This window comes from Mesorhizobium sp. CNPSo 4671 (assembly GCF_057784245.1).
The window spans coordinates 604,788-619,463 of record NZ_JBWLUW010000003.1; the positions used below are offsets into that span (position 1 = coordinate 604,788).

Annotated in this window: 15 protein-coding genes; 10 read left to right on the top strand and 5 right to left on the bottom strand. The window is 63.5% G+C overall.

Annotated features, from left to right (window positions below; genetic code table 11):
* Positions 1 to 9: 9 nt before the first annotated feature.
* From AC04SF_RS11100 to AC04SF_RS11135, 8 genes are all read left to right on the top strand, one after another.
* Positions 10 to 702, top strand: coding sequence for a helix-turn-helix domain-containing protein (locus AC04SF_RS11100; RefSeq protein WP_477439300.1), 693 nt, complete (start codon positions 10 to 12; stop codon positions 700 to 702).
* 160 nt (positions 703 to 862) lie between these two features.
* The gene (locus AC04SF_RS11105) at positions 863 to 2,038 is read left to right on the top strand and encodes an MFS transporter (RefSeq protein ID WP_488477816.1); all 1,176 of its coding nucleotides are present in this window, start codon (positions 863 to 865) and stop codon (positions 2,036 to 2,038) included.
* Positions 2,039 to 2,163: 125 nt separating this feature from the next.
* Complete coding sequence (locus AC04SF_RS11110; protein ID WP_488477817.1) at positions 2,164 to 3,291, top strand: MFS transporter; 1,128 nt, start codon at positions 2,164 to 2,166, stop codon at positions 3,289 to 3,291.
* A 79-nt stretch (positions 3,292 to 3,370) separates the two neighbouring features.
* The gene (locus AC04SF_RS11115) at positions 3,371 to 5,434 is read left to right on the top strand and encodes a prolyl oligopeptidase family serine peptidase (RefSeq protein WP_488477818.1); all 2,064 of its coding nucleotides are present in this window, start codon (positions 3,371 to 3,373) and stop codon (positions 5,432 to 5,434) included.
* A 68-nt stretch (positions 5,435 to 5,502) separates the two neighbouring features.
* Positions 5,503 to 5,628 (top strand): capsid protein, encoded by a 126-nt coding sequence (locus tag AC04SF_RS11120; RefSeq protein ID WP_081293941.1) that lies wholly within the window; start codon positions 5,503 to 5,505, stop codon positions 5,626 to 5,628.
* Positions 5,629 to 5,678: 50 nt separating this feature from the next.
* A complete protein-coding gene (locus AC04SF_RS11125; RefSeq protein WP_488477819.1) occupies positions 5,679 to 7,058 on the top strand; it encodes an aspartate aminotransferase family protein in 1,380 nt (459 codons plus the stop codon).
* 140 nt (positions 7,059 to 7,198) lie between these two features.
* Complete coding sequence (locus AC04SF_RS11130) at positions 7,199 to 7,564, top strand: hypothetical protein (RefSeq protein ID WP_488477820.1); 366 nt, start codon at positions 7,199 to 7,201, stop codon at positions 7,562 to 7,564.
* A gap of 84 nt (positions 7,565 to 7,648) precedes the next feature.
* Positions 7,649 to 8,293 carry a cytochrome c oxidase assembly factor Coa1 family protein gene (locus AC04SF_RS11135; protein ID WP_488477821.1) on the top strand — a complete coding sequence of 215 codons (645 nt, stop codon included), beginning with the start codon at positions 7,649 to 7,651 and terminating at the stop codon, positions 8,291 to 8,293.
* A gap of 283 nt (positions 8,294 to 8,576) precedes the next feature.
* Here AC04SF_RS11135 and mmsB read toward each other — a convergent pair whose 3' ends face one another.
* Both mmsB and AC04SF_RS11145 read right to left on the bottom strand, forming a co-directional pair.
* Entirely contained in the window at positions 8,577 to 9,461 is an 885-nt protein-coding gene (gene mmsB, locus AC04SF_RS11140) for a 3-hydroxyisobutyrate dehydrogenase (protein ID WP_488477822.1), read from the bottom strand.
* Positions 9,462 to 9,487: 26 nt separating this feature from the next.
* Positions 9,488 to 10,654: an isobutyryl-CoA dehydrogenase gene (locus AC04SF_RS11145; RefSeq protein ID WP_488477823.1), complete on the bottom strand. Its 1,167-nt coding sequence runs from the start codon at positions 10,652 to 10,654 to the stop codon at positions 9,488 to 9,490.
* A gap of 142 nt (positions 10,655 to 10,796) precedes the next feature.
* On the opposite strand from AC04SF_RS11145, the gene AC04SF_RS11150 reads away from it, so the two are divergent.
* Entirely contained in the window at positions 10,797 to 11,411 is a 615-nt protein-coding gene (locus AC04SF_RS11150) for a dimethylsulfonioproprionate lyase family protein (RefSeq protein ID WP_096446954.1), read from the top strand.
* Positions 11,411 to 12,886, top strand: a complete 1,476-nt coding sequence (locus tag AC04SF_RS11155) for a cobyric acid synthase (protein WP_488477824.1) — start codon at positions 11,411 to 11,413, stop codon at positions 12,884 to 12,886. The genes AC04SF_RS11150 and AC04SF_RS11155 overlap by 1 nt, the downstream gene beginning before the upstream one ends.
* Before the next feature lie 151 nt (positions 12,887 to 13,037).
* On the opposite strand, the gene AC04SF_RS11160 is transcribed toward AC04SF_RS11155, so the two are convergent.
* The 3 genes from AC04SF_RS11160 to AC04SF_RS11170 form a co-directional block, all read right to left on the bottom strand.
* The gene (locus tag AC04SF_RS11160; RefSeq protein WP_488477825.1) at positions 13,038 to 13,457 is read right to left on the bottom strand and encodes a VOC family protein; all 420 of its coding nucleotides are present in this window, start codon (positions 13,455 to 13,457) and stop codon (positions 13,038 to 13,040) included.
* A 73-nt stretch (positions 13,458 to 13,530) separates the two neighbouring features.
* Positions 13,531 to 14,361 carry a helix-turn-helix domain-containing protein gene (locus AC04SF_RS11165; RefSeq protein ID WP_488477826.1) on the bottom strand — a complete coding sequence of 277 codons (831 nt, stop codon included), beginning with the start codon at positions 14,359 to 14,361 and terminating at the stop codon, positions 13,531 to 13,533.
* Between the two features lie 102 nt (positions 14,362 to 14,463).
* A complete protein-coding gene (locus AC04SF_RS11170; protein WP_080511798.1) occupies positions 14,464 to 14,634 on the bottom strand; it encodes a hypothetical protein in 171 nt (56 codons plus the stop codon).
* Positions 14,635 to 14,676 lie beyond the last annotated feature (42 nt).

Sequence of the window (14,676 nt, forward strand, 5' to 3'; positions counted from 1 at the left end):
AACGTAGCGATGGCGGAGCGCGTTCGGGAGGAATTAGCCCGCCGTCGCATGTCTCGTCAGACGCTGGCCGATAGCGCCAAAATCAGCATTTCGACCCTTGAAAAGGCACTGAACGGAAGCCGTCCTTTCACCATCGCGAGCGTCGTTCGGCTGGAAACCGCCTTGGGCATTTCGCTACGCGTTCAGGTGCCCAAGGTCTCTTCGTCGAGGCCGGATCTGGGTGGATATGCCAAAGCCGGTGTTGCGTGGCTGGAGGGAGATTATCTGACGCTGCGGCCTTCCTTTGAGCTTGCCGGCGCCATCTATGCTTATCGCACGCAAATCTATTGGGACGGGGATCAAGAGTGTCTGGCGTTTCGCGAAATGGATCGCCTGGACGCGCCGTTTTCGCAAAAGGGCGTGGTCTCGATTCCCAACAGGTCCGGGCAAATTTATCTCTACACCAACGATCAGGGGCAGATGCGTATCGCCATCCTGAACCGTCCTCATATCCGTGGTGAGATTTACGGACTGCTGGCGACGCTGGCCGTCGGCGCGGGCAGCAATCTTACCCCTGTTGCGGCGCCGATCGCGCTGTTGCCTTGGCCGGGCGTTGGAAATCCGAAATTGGGGCGTATTCTTGAGGGCGATATCGAATACGCGGACTATCAAAGACATCTCACTATGATCGTTGATGCCGGCTACGCAAAGTTGTTGACGTAGTCGTCAAGAGCCGACCCGATGAAGAGAGGCCGCCGGACGATCCCGGACAATTGGATTTCCGCGCCTGGACCTTCCTTTTCCGGCAATGAACCGATAGCTGGGGCTCGCCGGCCTGATGGCCGGCAAATGGGCTGGCAAGTGTCCGGGCGAAGAGAGCTGTATGGTCGCAACCAACGCCGCCGAAGGCGAAGCGGGAACGCAGTGGGCAGCGCTCGCCGGCGTCACCGCCGCACTTGCCATGTTCGGCGCCGCGCAAGGGCTGAGCTCGCCGCTGTTCACGCTTCTGATGCAGAAGCAAGGCCTGTCGCCCGGGCTGATCGGCGTGTCGGCGGCGATGATGCCGCTCGGGCTGATCCTGTCGGCCTCGTTCGTGCCGGCGGCGGTGCGGCAGATCGGTGCACGAAACCTGGCGGTCGGCTGCTCGCTGATCGGCGCGCTGTGCTTCCTCGGCATCGGCTATCTGCAGAACTGGGTGGCCTGGTACATTATCCGCTTCATCATCGGCGTCGTCATCAACCCGCTCTATATCCTTGGCGAGGTCTGGGCGCTGTCGCTGGCGCCGCCGTCGCGGCGCGGCCGGGTGATGGGCGTGTTCAACACGCTGATGGGCGCCGGCTATGCGGCCGGACCCTTCACCTTGACCTTTGTCGGCACATCGGGCTGGGCGCCGTTCAGCGTTGGTGTCGGCGGCTTCATGCTTTGCGCGGTCATTCTGCGCCTTGTCTCGTCAAAACTCACTGGCTTCGAGGATGACGGCCAGCCGGCCGGAAGCTTTGTCGGCTTTGCCCGGCTGGCGCCGGCGCTGCTGCTGGCCGTGCTGGTCTCGGCCGCCGTCCAGCAAAGCACCTATGCGCTGGTTCCGGTGTTCGGCGCCGGCTATGGCCTGCCGGAAGCCGTGCTGGCCGCACTGGTGATGGCGCTGTCGCTCGGCAACATCCTGCTGCAGATCCCGCTCGGCCTGCTTGCCGAACGCTTCGGCGGCCGTCCGATGATCGTGGCCTGCGCCGTGGCGACGGCAATCTGCGCGGCGCTGCTGCCGCTGCTGATCATGACGCCGCTGATCTGGGGCGTGCTGCTGGTGATGGGCGCTGTCGGCTACGGCGTCTATACGATGGCGCTGGTCGAACTCGGCAGCCGGTTCAAGGGCACGCTGCTCGTCACCGGCAATGCGGCCTTCGCTTTGCTGTGGGGCGTTGGCGGCATTGTCGGACCGCCGGGCGCCGGCCTGCTCATGCAAGGCATCGGTTCGCTGGGGCTGCCGGTGGTGATCGCCGGTCTCGACGCTGTTCTGGTCGCCTTCGCTCTGTACCGCTCCTCGCAACGTCGAGCCTCCTGACATGCATCTGGCTGGAGCAAGCGCTTCCCAGCGGCGGGGCTTACCGCTGTTTGGCCAAACCGCTAATTCTGCCGCGCACCAACGGTAGGACCATGGCCGCGGCGGATTCGGAAACTGGCGAAGGAATGCAGTGGGCAGCGATCACCGGCGTGATCGCGACCGTCTCGGTGTTCGCCATCGCGCAAGGGCTGTCCTATCCGCTGCTGAGCTTCATCCTGCAGCGTCAGGGCGTCTCGCCGGCGATGATCGGCCTGTCGGCGGCGATGACGCCGATCGGCTTCATCGTCTCGTCGCCGCTCATCCCGGGGCTGGCGCGGCGGTTCGGGGCAGGGCGCACGGCGCTCATTTGTGCCGCGCTCTCGGCTGTCGTGCTGGCGCTGATCGGCTGGACGCAGAATGTCTATCTCTGGTTTCCCCTGCGCTTCCTGATCGGCGTGGTGACCAATCCGCTCTATGTCTTGAGCGAAATCTGGGTGATCGCGCTGGCGCCGCCGGCGCGGCGCGGGCGCATCATGGGCGTGTATTCGACGATCATCTCGGCCGGCTTCGCGGCTGGCCCGCTTTGCCTGCTTGCCGTTGGTACACAGGGATGGCCGCCCTTCCTCGTCGGCATTTGTGCCTTCATGCTGTGCGGCGTCTGCCTGGCGTCGGTGCTGCCGCGCCTGCCGAAGGTGGACGAAGCCGGTCACCAGGTTTCCGTCCTGAACTTCGTGCCGATGGCGTGGCTGCTTCTGTTCGCGGTCATCGTGGCTGCGGGTTTCGAACAAGGGGCGCTGGCCCTGCTGCCGGTCTATGGCACCCATCACGGCATCGCTGAAGTCCGCATGTCGGCGCTGCTGTCGATGATGATCGCCGGCAACATTGCTATGCAGGTGCCGCTCGGCCTGCTGGCGGAGAGGCTGACCGCACGCCTGGTGCGGCTTGCCTGTGTTTGCCTGACCGTGCTCGGATGCCTGCTGCTGCCGCTTCTCATCGAAACGCCGCTGATCTGGCCGATGATCTTTGTCTGGGGGGCGGTTTCCTACGGCATCTATACGATGTCGATCATCGAGCTTGGCGAGCGTTTCAGCGGCTCGACACTGGTCGCCGGCAACGCCGCCTTCTCGCTGATGTGGGGCGTCGGCGGCATTGCCGTGCCGCCGTTGGCTGGCACCGCCATGGACTTGCTGGGCGCGAGAGGCTTGCCGATCACGCTCGGCCTGATGTGCCTGGTGCTGGCGATTGCGAGTGTCGCTGGTCGCGGGAAGGCCTGAATGCTCTGCCGAGATGCCGCAGCTCTTGAATATCAGACGCGGCATGTCGATGTTGCGTGCCGAAACTATCGGAGATTCCATGACCAAGCCCATCGCCAAGCCGGAAGCCGGCACCGAAGATCCCTTCCTCTGGCTGGAGGACAGGACCGCCAAAGAGTCGCTCGACTGGGTGCATGGCCAGAACGAGATCACGGTTGGCGAATTGCAGGGCGATCCGTCCTATCAGGCTTCGTTCGAGACGGCGCTCGACCTGATGACGGCCGAGGACAATATCGCCGTCGGCGCGGCGATCGCCGGCCATGTCTATAATTTCTGGCAGGACAAGACCAATGCGCTCGGCCTGTGGCGCCGCACGACGGTCGCCTCCTACAAGACCGAGAAGCCGGTCTGGGAAACGATCATCGACTTCGACCAGCTGGCGGCAAAGGAGGGGATAAAATGGGTGTTCAGCGGCGCCAGCCGCCTCTATCCGGACTTCAGCCGCTGCCTGCTGTCCATGTCGCCGGATGGCGGCGATGCCAGCGAGATGCGCGAATTCGACATCGAAACCAAGTCGTTCGTAGAGGGCGGATATCACGCGCGAGCCTCGAAGTCGGGCTTCAGTTGGCTGGACAAGGACACCGTCATCGTCTCGGCGGCCTTGGAGGACGCTGACAAGACCGCGTCCGGCTACCCGCGCGTGATCAAGCTCTGGAAACGCGACACCAAGCTGGAAGACGCGGCGCCGATCTTCGAGGCAAAGACCGAAGATCTCGCCGCCGGAGCTGGCGTCGAGTTCGACGGCGACAAGCGTCACGTGTTTCTGGCGCGGGCAATCAATTTCTTCGCATCGCACAGTTTCCTGCATCTCCCGTCTGGCGAAAACCGACGCATTCCGCTGCCCGACGATGTCACTGACACATCGCTTTTCAAGGACCAGCTGCTGTTTGGGGTGCGCACGCCATGGACGGCGCCGGACGGCATGGTGTGCCAGCCGGACGGGCTTTACTCGCTCGATTTTGCGCACTGGATCGAAACCGGCAGTTTTGGCGCCATCGAGACCCTGTTGGCGCCGGCCTATCGCGTGTCGATCGCTGGCATTGCCCGCACGCAGGACCGGTTGTTCATCAGCCTGATGGACAATGTGCGCGGCAAGGTTCTGGTCTGCGAGCGCAAGGGTGGAACCTGGTCGATGAAGCCGGTCGCGCTGCCTGAAAACGGCACTGTCGGCATCAGCCATGCCGAGCATTTCGGGTCCAGCGTGTCGTTTTCCTTCACGGATTTCCTGACGCCGAGCTCGATCATCTGGTCGGATGACAATGGCGAGACGCTCGCCACCGTGAAGTCGCAGCCGGCGCGTTTCGATGCTGCGCCGCTGATCTCGGAGCAGTTCGAGGCGCGCTCGAAGGACGGCACGATGATCCCGTACTTTGTCGTCAGGCGCCGCGACCAGAAGGGGCCGGTGCCGACGCTGCTCTATGGTTATGGCGGGTTCGAAGTGCCGCTCTTGCCCGGCTATGCCGGCGTGCGCGGCAGGCTGTGGCTGGAGAAGGGCAACGCCTATGTGCAGGCCTGCATCCGCGGCGGTGGCGAGTTCGGGCCGGCCTGGCATCAGGCGGCGCTGAAAGGCAATCGCCAGAACGGTTTTGACGATTTCGCCGCCGTGGCCGAAGACGTCGTCAGGCGCGGCATCGCGACGGCCAGCTCGCTCGGCATCCAGGGCGGCTCGAATGGCGGCCTGCTGACCGGCGTTTCCTTGACGCAACACCCGGAACTGTTCGGCGCCGTCATCATCGAGGTGCCGCTGCTCGACATGCTGCGCTACACCGAACTGCCGCCGGGCGCCTCGTGGATGGCCGAATATGGCGATCCGTCGAAGCCGGAAGACGCCAGGTGGCTGTCCGCCTATTCGCCCTATCAGCATGTAGAGTCCTCTGCCGCCTATCCGCCGGTCCTTTTGACAACCTCGACCGCCGATGATCGCGTCCATCCCGGCCATGCTCGCAAGATGGCGGCGCGCCTGCAGGAGGCAGGCCACGCCAGGACGCTGTTCTTCGAGGAGACCGAAGGTGGGCATGGCGGGCGCGGCGATCGCCGGCCGCAAGCGGCGCAGACGGCGATGAAGTATGTGTTCCTGCAACGGGCGCTGAGCGCCAAGGCCTAGAGTCATTTGTTCATGGGCCAAGCAAAGGGTGGTTCACCTCGGCCAGCCTTTGCTCTAAGGTGCCCGCCATGGCTCCTGCTATGACCTTTGTCTGCACGTTCGGGGTCGCGGTGACACCGTCACCGCGCACGCTGCGCGCGGAGCTTTTGCGGCTGTGCGCCCGTATCGGTTATTCGCCGCCTGCCAGCCTCTGATGCATTCGCCCCGGCGCCAGCCGGACTGAATCCAGAGGAAAGAATCAGACATGACCTATCAGAATTATTCGCTGAAGCAGCTTCAGCAGATCGACGCCGCGCATCATCTCCATCCCTTCACCGACCACAAGGAATTGCGTGAGGCGGGTTCGCGCATCATCACCCACGCCAATGGCCCGTTCATCTATGATTCCGAAGGGGCGGAGCTGCTCGACGGCATGGCCGGCCTGTGGTGCGTCAACATCGGCTATGGCCGCGACGAACTGGCCGAGGCCGCCTATGCGCAGATGAAGGAACTGCCTTACTACAATTCCTTCTTCAAATGCTCGACGCCCACGCCGGTGCTGTTGTCCAAGAAGCTGGCCGAGATCGCGCCGAAGAACGTCAATCAGGTGTTCTACGGCTCCTCCGGCTCGGAGGCCAACGACACCGCCTTGCGTCTTGTCCGCCACTACTGGGTGATCGAGGGCAAGCCGGAGAAGAACCGCATCATCTCGCGCAAGATGGCCTATCACGGCTCGACCATCGCCGGCACGTCGCTCGGCGGCATGGACGCTATGCACAAGCAGCTCAATGGCGCCGTGCCCAACATCGTCCATGTGATGATGCCCTATGCCTATGAGCTGGCGCTGCCGGGCGAGAGCGACCATGATTTCGGCCTGCGCGCGGCCAAATCGGTCGAGGACGCCATCCTCGAGGCCGGCGCCGACAAGGTCGCCGCCTTCATCGGCGAGCCGGTGATGGGCGCGGGCGGCGTCAAGATCCCGCCGGCCAGCTACTGGCCCGAAGTGCAGCGCATCTGCCGCAAATACGATGTGCTTTTGATGCTCGACGAGGTCATCACCGGCTATGGCCGCACGGGCGAATGGTTCGCGGCGCAGACCTTCGGCATCGAGCCGGATACCATCACCACGGCAAAGGCGCTAACGTCAGGCTACCAGCCGCTGTCGGCACTGCTGGTCGGCGACCGCATCGCCTCGACGCTTGTCGACAAGGGCGGCGAGTTCAACCACGGCTACACCTATTCCGGGCATCCGGTGGCCTGCGCCGTGGCCTTGAAGAACCTGGAGATCATCGAGCAGGAAGGCTTGGTCGACCGTGTCAGGAACGACACCGGACCTTATTTCGCCAAGGCCTTGCAGGAGCGCATCGCCGGGCATGACCTGGTCGGCGAGGTGCGCTCGATCGGCCTGATGGGCGCGATCGAGATCGTCAAGGACAAGGCGACCAAGGAGCGGTTCCTGCCGTCGGGAAGTGCCGCGGTGACGGTGCGCGACCACGCCATCGCCAACGGCATGATGCTGCGCGCCACCGGCGACACGATGATCCTGTCGCCGCCGCTGATCTGGACCCGCGACACGATCGACATGGCCTGCGAGCGCATCGGCAAGGCGCTGGACCTGGCACAGTCGGATCTGCGCAAGCGCTAGGAGCGAACCTCGACCGGGCGTTTCCCAGAGGGGAACGCCCGGCCTCGAGAAAACATACTGCCGCAATGCGGAACAAGTTCGTCCTCCGCGCGTAGTGTGTCAGGCAGCGGCCACTCGGCTGCGACAAGGGGTTCATTTCCATGAGAAAAACCGGCAAGAGCCGACGCGCGCAAGAAGCGGCCAGCATCGGCGCGGACCTGATGCTGGCGCCGATGGTGGCGATGATGCGCCTGCCCTTGATGGCCATGGACGCCGGCAGCAGCCAGCCCTGGGGCTCCGAAACCGCGCGTGCGGTGAGCGAGAAGACCGCGGCCATGACCGAAGGCGCTTTTGCAGCGCAGATGTCTTTGCTGCAATCGGCATCGCGATTCTGGCCGGAATTCCTTTCCGGTCGCACGCCGTCGCTGTTCAACGGCGTCGCCGCGGAACGGTCGATGAGCGCCGCACTGAAGCCGACCAGCCGCGCGGTGAAGGCAAATTTTCGCCGGCTTTCGTCAAAGGCTTGAAGTGGACCCGGCGGAACTTTGATTTTGCGCATTGTCGGGATCATGCGCTAGAACCGATCGGCATACGCACCGATGGGGGATTTCATGGCCGGACAACCGCTCAACCAGCCGGCTGAAATCCCGGCCGAACTCGATCGCTGGAATTGGGGCGCCTTCTTCCTCAACTGGATCTGGGGAATTGGCAACAGCACTTTCATCGCGCTGCTGGCGCTGATCCCGGTCGTCAACCTCATCATAATCTTTGTGCTTGGCGCACGCGGCAGCCGCTGGGCCTGGCAGAACCGGGCCTGGCGCGACGCGGAGCAGTTCCGCAAGACGCAGCGCAACTGGGCGATCGCCGGGCTGGTCGTCTGGGTGGTGGGGATCGGCGGTTGCGCGGCGTCGGTCGGCAGCGTTCCCTACATCCTGAAAGGCAGTGATGCCTACCACATGACCATGGATGCCATTCGCGCCGACACCCGCGTGAAAGCCGCAATCGGCGACGATATGACCGACAATTTCTGGGTTGGCGGCAGTCTCAACGTCAACGCGAATGGCGCCGGCGATGCCCAGTTCAGCATTCCGGTCCATGGCGCCAAAGGCAAAGGTACCGTGTTTTCGCACCTGGTTCGCAATGCAGGCACATGGAGCATACGACTGCTGGTGGTCAGGGTGGATGGGGTGGATGCGCCGATCGTATTGACGAACGAAGATCATGTGCCAATCCCGAACGCGGCGATCGGAATATAGACGCAAGGCTTGATTGTGTGCGGCAGAAACGCAAAAGCCGCGCTCCATCGGGAACGCGGCTTTGCCAGATACGCATGGCGTTTCGCTACGCAAACACTTGGCGAAACTTACGGGCTCCGGTACGCGAGACCTGATCCGGAGCGCCGGGCGGATGCGATATGTCCGCCTCGCCATCCGTTTTATAGGGACATCGTTACCGCGGAGTTATCGAGAGCTTAAGCAAATCTAAATTTGCGGGTTTTCTGCCGGGTTGATCCGGGAAAAAACCCATGAAATCCGTTGGTTACGCTGGGTTACCCCTTAGAAAATTAATTATGCCGGAGAAATCGGCGCCGCCATGCCCCTGGGCGTTGAACAGGGCATAGAGCTGCGCCGCCTCGGCGCCAAGCGGAGTCACCGCGCCCGCGCCAAGTGCTGCTTCCTGGGACAATTTCAGGTCTTTCAGCATAAGTGCCGCGGCAAAACCTGGCTTGTAATCCCTGTTGGCGGGGGAGGTGGGCACCGGGCCGGGCACCGGACAATAGGTGGTCAAGGACCAGCACTGGCCCGACGAGGTCGAGGCGACGTCGAACAGCGCCTGATGCGACAGGCCGAGCTTTTCCGCCAGCACGAAAGCCTCGGCGACGCCGATCATCGAGATGCCGAGGATCATGTTGTTGCAGATCTTCGCCGCCTGACCGGCACCGTCGCCGCCGCAATGGACGATGCGGCCTGCCATCGGCTTCAGGATAGGTTCGGCGGCGGCGAAGGCATCGTTCGAGCCGCCGGCCATGAAGGTCAGCGTGCCGGCTGCCGCACCACCGGTGCCGCCCGAGACGGGTGCATCGATGGAGAGCAGGCCGTGCTTCACGGCAATCGCATGCGCCTTGCGCGCCGATTCGACGTCGATGGTCGAGGAATCGATGAACAGCGCGCCTTTTTTTGCCTTGGGCGCGATGTCGTCATAGACCGACAGCACATGCTTGCCGGCGGGCAGCATGGTGATAACGACTTCAGCGTCCTTAATAGCAGCGAGCGCATTGGCCATGATGACGACGCCGTGCTCACGCGCGATCGTCAGATTCTCGGGCATCAGGTCGAAGCCATGCACCGCATGGCCGGCCTTGACCAGATTGGCGGCCATCGGATTGCCCATATTGCCGAGGCCGATGAAGGCGATCGTCGTCATTGTCTCACTCCCGGAGTTTATTGGCTTCAGCGGCCGATCAATGCCCGCGCGATGATGACGCGCATGATCTCGTTGCTGCCTTCGAGGATTTGGTGCACCCTGAGATCGCGCACCAGTTTCTCAACGCCGTAATCGTGCAGATAGCCATAGCCGCCGAGCAGTTGCAGCGCATTGTTGGCGACGTCGAAGCCGGTGTCGGTGACGAAGCGCTTGGCCATGGCGGACCATTTGCCGGCATCCGGCGCCTTACGGTCGAGCTTGGAGGCGGCGGCATAGAGGAAGATGCGCGCCGCCTGTAGCTCGGTCTCCATATCCGCTAGCCTGAACTGCAAGGCCTGGAACTGGTTGATCTTCGAGCCGAAGGCCTTGCGCTCGGCGGTGTAGGACAGCGCCTTGTCCAGCGCCGATTGCGCACCGCCCAGCGAACAGGCGGCGATGTTCAGCCGGCCGCCATCGAGCCCGGCCATGGCGATGCCGAAACCGGCGCCTTCACCCGACAAAAGGTTTTCCGCCGGCACCTTGCAGTCCTCGAAGATGACCTGGCGGGTCGACTGCATATGCCAGCCCATCTTGTGCTCGTTGGCGCCGAAGGAGAGGCCGGGCGCATCTTTCGGCACGACGATGGTGGAAATGCCTTTCGGCCCGTCGGCGCCGGTGCGCACCATCACGGCATAGACATCGCTGTCGCCGGCGCCCGAGATGAATTGTTTGGCGCCGTTGAGCACATAGTCGCCGCCGCTCTTCACCGCGCGGGTCTTGAGCGCCGCTGCGTCCGAGCCGGAGCCGGGCTCAGTCAGGCAATAGCTCGCCAGCCATTCCATCGAGGTGAGCTTCGGCAGGAAGTGCTGGCGCTGCTCGTCATTGCCGAAGCGGTCGATCATCGAGGCCACCATATTGTGGATCGAGATGAAGGACGAGAAGCCCGGATCGGCATGCGACAGCGCCTCGAAGATCAGCACGGCGTCGAGGCGGCCGAGCGCGGAGCCGCCGACATCGTCCCTGACATAGATGCCGCCGAGGCCGAGCGGCCCGGTCTCGCGGATCACATCGGCGGGAAAATGCTTCCTGCGGTCCCAGTCGAGCGCATTCGGCGCGACGCGGTCGGCGGCGAAGGCCTGCGCCATCTCCTGGATGGCGCGCTGTTCCTCGTTGAGTTCGAACTGGCTGGTGCTCGCATCGACCGCGGCGTCCATGGCGTTCTCTCCCTATATGCCAGCTAGCCCGCTGGCCTGTCGTTTTTGGCTTTGCGCAGGCATCAATCTAGACCAATGATGCCGCCGCGCAACCCGATCCCCTGCGGAGCGGCTGTGCATCAATGCATGTCCGGAGCGAGATGTGACGACAAAATTCGATGAGCTGCTTGGGCGATTCCACGCCTATCTCGCTTGCGTGGACAACGCCCTGGTGCGCGATGCCGTGGCCCGCATTGGCTGGGACATGCCGGCCCGTGCGCTGGAGCCGCATCCGCTCGGTTGTGTACGGCATCTCGATGACGCAGCAGACTTGGCGCCACCGGCTGCGAAACCGTTGGTGCAATGGCTGGCGCAGCAGCGCAACGTATTGCGCTGGGGCCAGACCTACACCGAGGCTGATTTCGGCAAGGCCTTCATCGACAATTACGGCTGGCTGGAAGTGTTCGGCACACGTGGCCATTTCGCCAATGACGAGGTCGCGGCCGGCCTGCTGATCCTTGGGCCAGAGATTGTCTATCCCGACCACCACCACGTCGCCGAAGAGATCTACATTCCGCTGACCGGCGGTACGGAATGGCGCATGGGGGAGAGCGGCTTCCGCCAGCGGGAGGCCGGCGAAGTCGTCCACCACGCTGCCAATGTCAGCCACGCCATGCGAACCGGCCGCGAGCCACTTTTGGCGCTCTACATCTGGCGTGGCGGGCCGCTGGCGCAGAAATCCACGATCACCGGAACTGTGGCGCAGGGCCGGAACTGATGGCCAAAGCGATCATGCTGCAGGGCACGGGTTCGGATGTCGGCAAGACGGTGCTGGTCGCCGGCCTGTGCCGCGCCGCCAGGAATCGTGGCCTGAAAGTGCGGCCGTTCAAGCCGCAGAACATGTCGAACAATGCCGCCGTCGCCGATATTCCCGGCGACAACAGCAATAGCGGCGGCGAGATCGGCCGCGCGCAGTGGCTGCAGGCGATCGCTTGCGGCGTCGCGCCGTCGGTCCACATGAACCCGGTGCTGCTTAAGCCGCAGACCGATGTCGGCGCGCAGGTGATCGTCCAGGGCAAGGTGTTCGGCGAGGCGCGGGCGCGCGACTACCAGGCGCTTAAGGCCCGGCTGATGGATGCTGTGCTGGATTCTTGGGGCAAGGTCGGTGAGGGCGCCGATCTGGTCATCGTCGAGGGTGCCGGCTCGCCGGCCGAGATCAACCTCAGAAGCCGCGACATCGCCAATATGGGCTTTGCCACGCGTGCCAATGTACCAGTGGTTCTGGTCGGCGACATCGATCGCGGCGGCGTCATCGCCTCGGTCGCCGGCACGCATCTGATCCTGCCGGAAGAGGACCGGCAGATGATCGTCGGCTATCTCATCAACAAGTTCCGCGGCGACGTTTCGCTGTTCGATGACGGCCTGAAGGCGATCGAGAAATTCACCGGCTGGCGCTGCTTTGGCGTGGTGCCGTGGCTGAAGGCGGCGGCGCGGCTGCCCTCGGAGGATTCGGTGGTGCTGGAACGGCTGGCGTCCGGCGAGGCGCGGGCGCTTAAGGTCGCGGTGCCGATGCTTGGCCGCATTGCCAATTTCGACGATCTCGACCCGCTCAAGGCCGAACCGCAGGTCGAAGTGGTGTTCGTGCCTCCCGGCAAGCCGCTGCCGGCCGATGCCGGGCTGGTGGTCATTCCAGGTTCCAAATCGACGATCGGCGATCTCCTGAAATTCCGTGAGAATGGCTGGGACCGGGATCTTGCCGCGCATCGCAAGCGCGGCGGCCATGTCGTGGGCATTTGCGGCGGCTATCAGATGCTCGGCCGCCGCGTGCGCGATCCCGACGGCATCGAGGGCAGCGTCACCGAGACCGAAGGGCTTGGCCTGCTCGATATCGAAACGGTGATGGAGTCGGAGAAGACGGTGCGCAACGTCAGCGCGTGCTCGGTGCAATTCGATCTCCCGCTCGAAGGCTATGAAATCCACCTCGGCCGCACCACGGGTCCGGACACGATGCGACCATCGGCGATCATCAATGGTGTCGCGGACGGTGCGATCTCGGCCGATGGCAAGGTGTTAGGCACCTATATGCATGGCCTGTTCGGCGCCGACGGCTTTCGAGGGAAATTCCTCGAAAGCCTCGGCATCAAGGGCGGCGGCATCGACTATCGCGCCGAAGTCGAGCGCGCGCTGGACGAGGTCGCGGCCGAGCTGGAAACCCATCTCGACTGCGATGCGATTTTCGGGCTGGCTCGGTGAGGCGCGCCGATATTCAGGTGAGGCCGGCCTGCAAATGGCGGCTTCCTGCGCTTCCGGTGCTCACGTACGAAAAGTACGCTCCGCTCCGGTTCTCGGAACCCGTCATTTTCGGCTCGGCCTGACCTGAATCTCAGCACCCCTCAGGCCGGTGTCAGCCCTTGTCGCCCGCCTTCGGCCAGTAGGTGCCAAACGACCAGACACTGCCCTCGGGATCGCGGCAGATGAATTCTCGGCTGCCATAGTCGCGGTTGGTCAGTTCCTGGATGATCGTCGCGCCGGCCTTCTTTGCCTTGGCATAGGCGGCGTCGGCATCGTCGACGGCGACATAGATCGACTTGTCGCCGCCGGTGCCGGGTTCGCCGACCATCTTGCCGTAATCGTCATCGCGCGCGCTGCCCAGCATGATCATCGACGAGCCGAAGACCAGTTCGGCATGGTGCACGACATCGCCTTCACCATAGCGGGCACGGACGCTGAAGCCGAAGGCTTCCCCCAGCCAGTCGATCATTTTCGCCGCGTTATTGTAGCGCAGGGCAGGGTAGAGGCGTGGGGCTTCGTTGCTGGTGGTCATGTCGATCTCCTCAAAGTTGGGTTGGTCGATAACCCACTCTGTTCGAAGGCTGTTCCAGCGTCTTGAAGAAATGTTACCTGCTGACAAGTGCCGTCGGCGTCTCGCCGGCAAGGTCGCGGAACTCGCGCACCAAATGCGCCTGGTCGGCATAGCCGCAATCGGCGGCGATATCGGCCCAGTCGGCCGTCGGCTGTCGCGACAGGCCGAGCGCCCGGTTGAAGCGGACGATGCGCGACAGCGTCTTTGGGCCGAGGCCGGTTGCCTCGTTGAATTTTTCGGCGAGGTGTTTGCGGCTCCAGCCCACTCTTTCAGCGATCGATGCAATCCGGGTCCGGCCGCCTGATGCGATGATGCGATGATAAGCCCAGGCGATTTCCAGCGGCGTTTCGGCAGCGCTGGCAAGACGGGCGGTGACGAAGGCTTCGGCCAGGTCGAAACGCGACGCCCAGTCCGGCGCATTGCCAAGCTGTTCGCGCAGCGCCCTGCCTTCGGTGCCCAGCACGTCGTCGAGGACGACCATGCTGTCGGTCAGCTCGCTCATCGGCAGGCGGAAGAAGCGGCGGGCCCCAAGCGGGGTTAAGTTGATCTGGACGCAGCAAGCGGCGCCGAAGGATTCGATCATCACCGGCCCAGCAAAAAGCCCTGCGGCGAAACTGGCGAAGCGGTCATTGTCGCCGGGCGCCTTGCCGAGGCCGATGGCAAAGGGCTCGGCGAAACTGACCACCAGAGGTACGGTCAGCGAGGCGTATTCGACATTGCGGAAATGACCTGCCGCGGTTTCCCGATAGCCGCAAATGTCAGACACGATGCCATCAAGCCCAGGATCGGGAAGGCGCCGGCGCATCTCGAAGCGCCCCGCGATGGAGCGGTCCTGTTCCTTCCGGCGCTGCATCTCGATCGGCATTGGCCATCCTTCCGCCGCGATAAATCTATCAGCCGTGCACCGGAATCAAAAGCGCCCGGCTTTTGGCCGGGCGCTCTCTGTCCCCACTTCAAGGGAAACCTGTCAGGCGCCGCGCATCAGGCAGCCGGCGGCGAGCACGATGTAGGCAATGAGAACGATCCACACCGATGCGAGCGGGATAAAGGCGAGAACGCCAAGCGCGGCGAGAATGCCGATGATGGCGATGACCAGGGAAATGATGAAAACGATCTGGGTAGGCGCGCTGAGATTCATGCGTGGCTCCTCCAACATGATTCGAACAGCGCCATAGTAACA

Coding starts and splice junctions, on each gene's coding strand:
- AC04SF_RS11120 (WP_081293941.1), top strand. CDS start 5,503: ATGGCTCCTGCTATGACCTTTGTCTGCACGTTCGGGGTCGCGGTGACA.
- AC04SF_RS11145 (WP_488477823.1), bottom strand. CDS start 10,654: ATGGACGCCGCGGTCGATGCGAGCACCAGCCAGTTCGAACTCAACGAG.
- AC04SF_RS11105 (WP_488477816.1), top strand. CDS start 863: ATGGTCGCAACCAACGCCGCCGAAGGCGAAGCGGGAACGCAGTGGGCA.
- AC04SF_RS11100 (WP_477439300.1), top strand. CDS start 10: ATGGCGGAGCGCGTTCGGGAGGAATTAGCCCGCCGTCGCATGTCTCGT.
- AC04SF_RS11115 (WP_488477818.1), top strand. CDS start 3,371: ATGACCAAGCCCATCGCCAAGCCGGAAGCCGGCACCGAAGATCCCTTC.
- AC04SF_RS11110 (WP_488477817.1), top strand. CDS start 2,164: ATGCAGTGGGCAGCGATCACCGGCGTGATCGCGACCGTCTCGGTGTTC.
- AC04SF_RS11130 (WP_488477820.1), top strand. CDS start 7,199: ATGAGAAAAACCGGCAAGAGCCGACGCGCGCAAGAAGCGGCCAGCATC.
- mmsB (WP_488477822.1), bottom strand. CDS start 9,461: ATGACGACGATCGCCTTCATCGGCCTCGGCAATATGGGCAATCCGATG.
- AC04SF_RS11160 (WP_488477825.1), bottom strand. CDS start 13,457: ATGACCACCAGCAACGAAGCCCCACGCCTCTACCCTGCCCTGCGCTAC.
- AC04SF_RS11135 (WP_488477821.1), top strand. CDS start 7,649: ATGGCCGGACAACCGCTCAACCAGCCGGCTGAAATCCCGGCCGAACTC.
- AC04SF_RS11165 (WP_488477826.1), bottom strand. CDS start 14,361: ATGCCGATCGAGATGCAGCGCCGGAAGGAACAGGACCGCTCCATCGCG.
- AC04SF_RS11125 (WP_488477819.1), top strand. CDS start 5,679: ATGACCTATCAGAATTATTCGCTGAAGCAGCTTCAGCAGATCGACGCC.
- AC04SF_RS11155 (WP_488477824.1), top strand. CDS start 11,411: ATGGCCAAAGCGATCATGCTGCAGGGCACGGGTTCGGATGTCGGCAAG.
- AC04SF_RS11170 (WP_080511798.1), bottom strand. CDS start 14,634: ATGAATCTCAGCGCGCCTACCCAGATCGTTTTCATCATTTCCCTGGTC.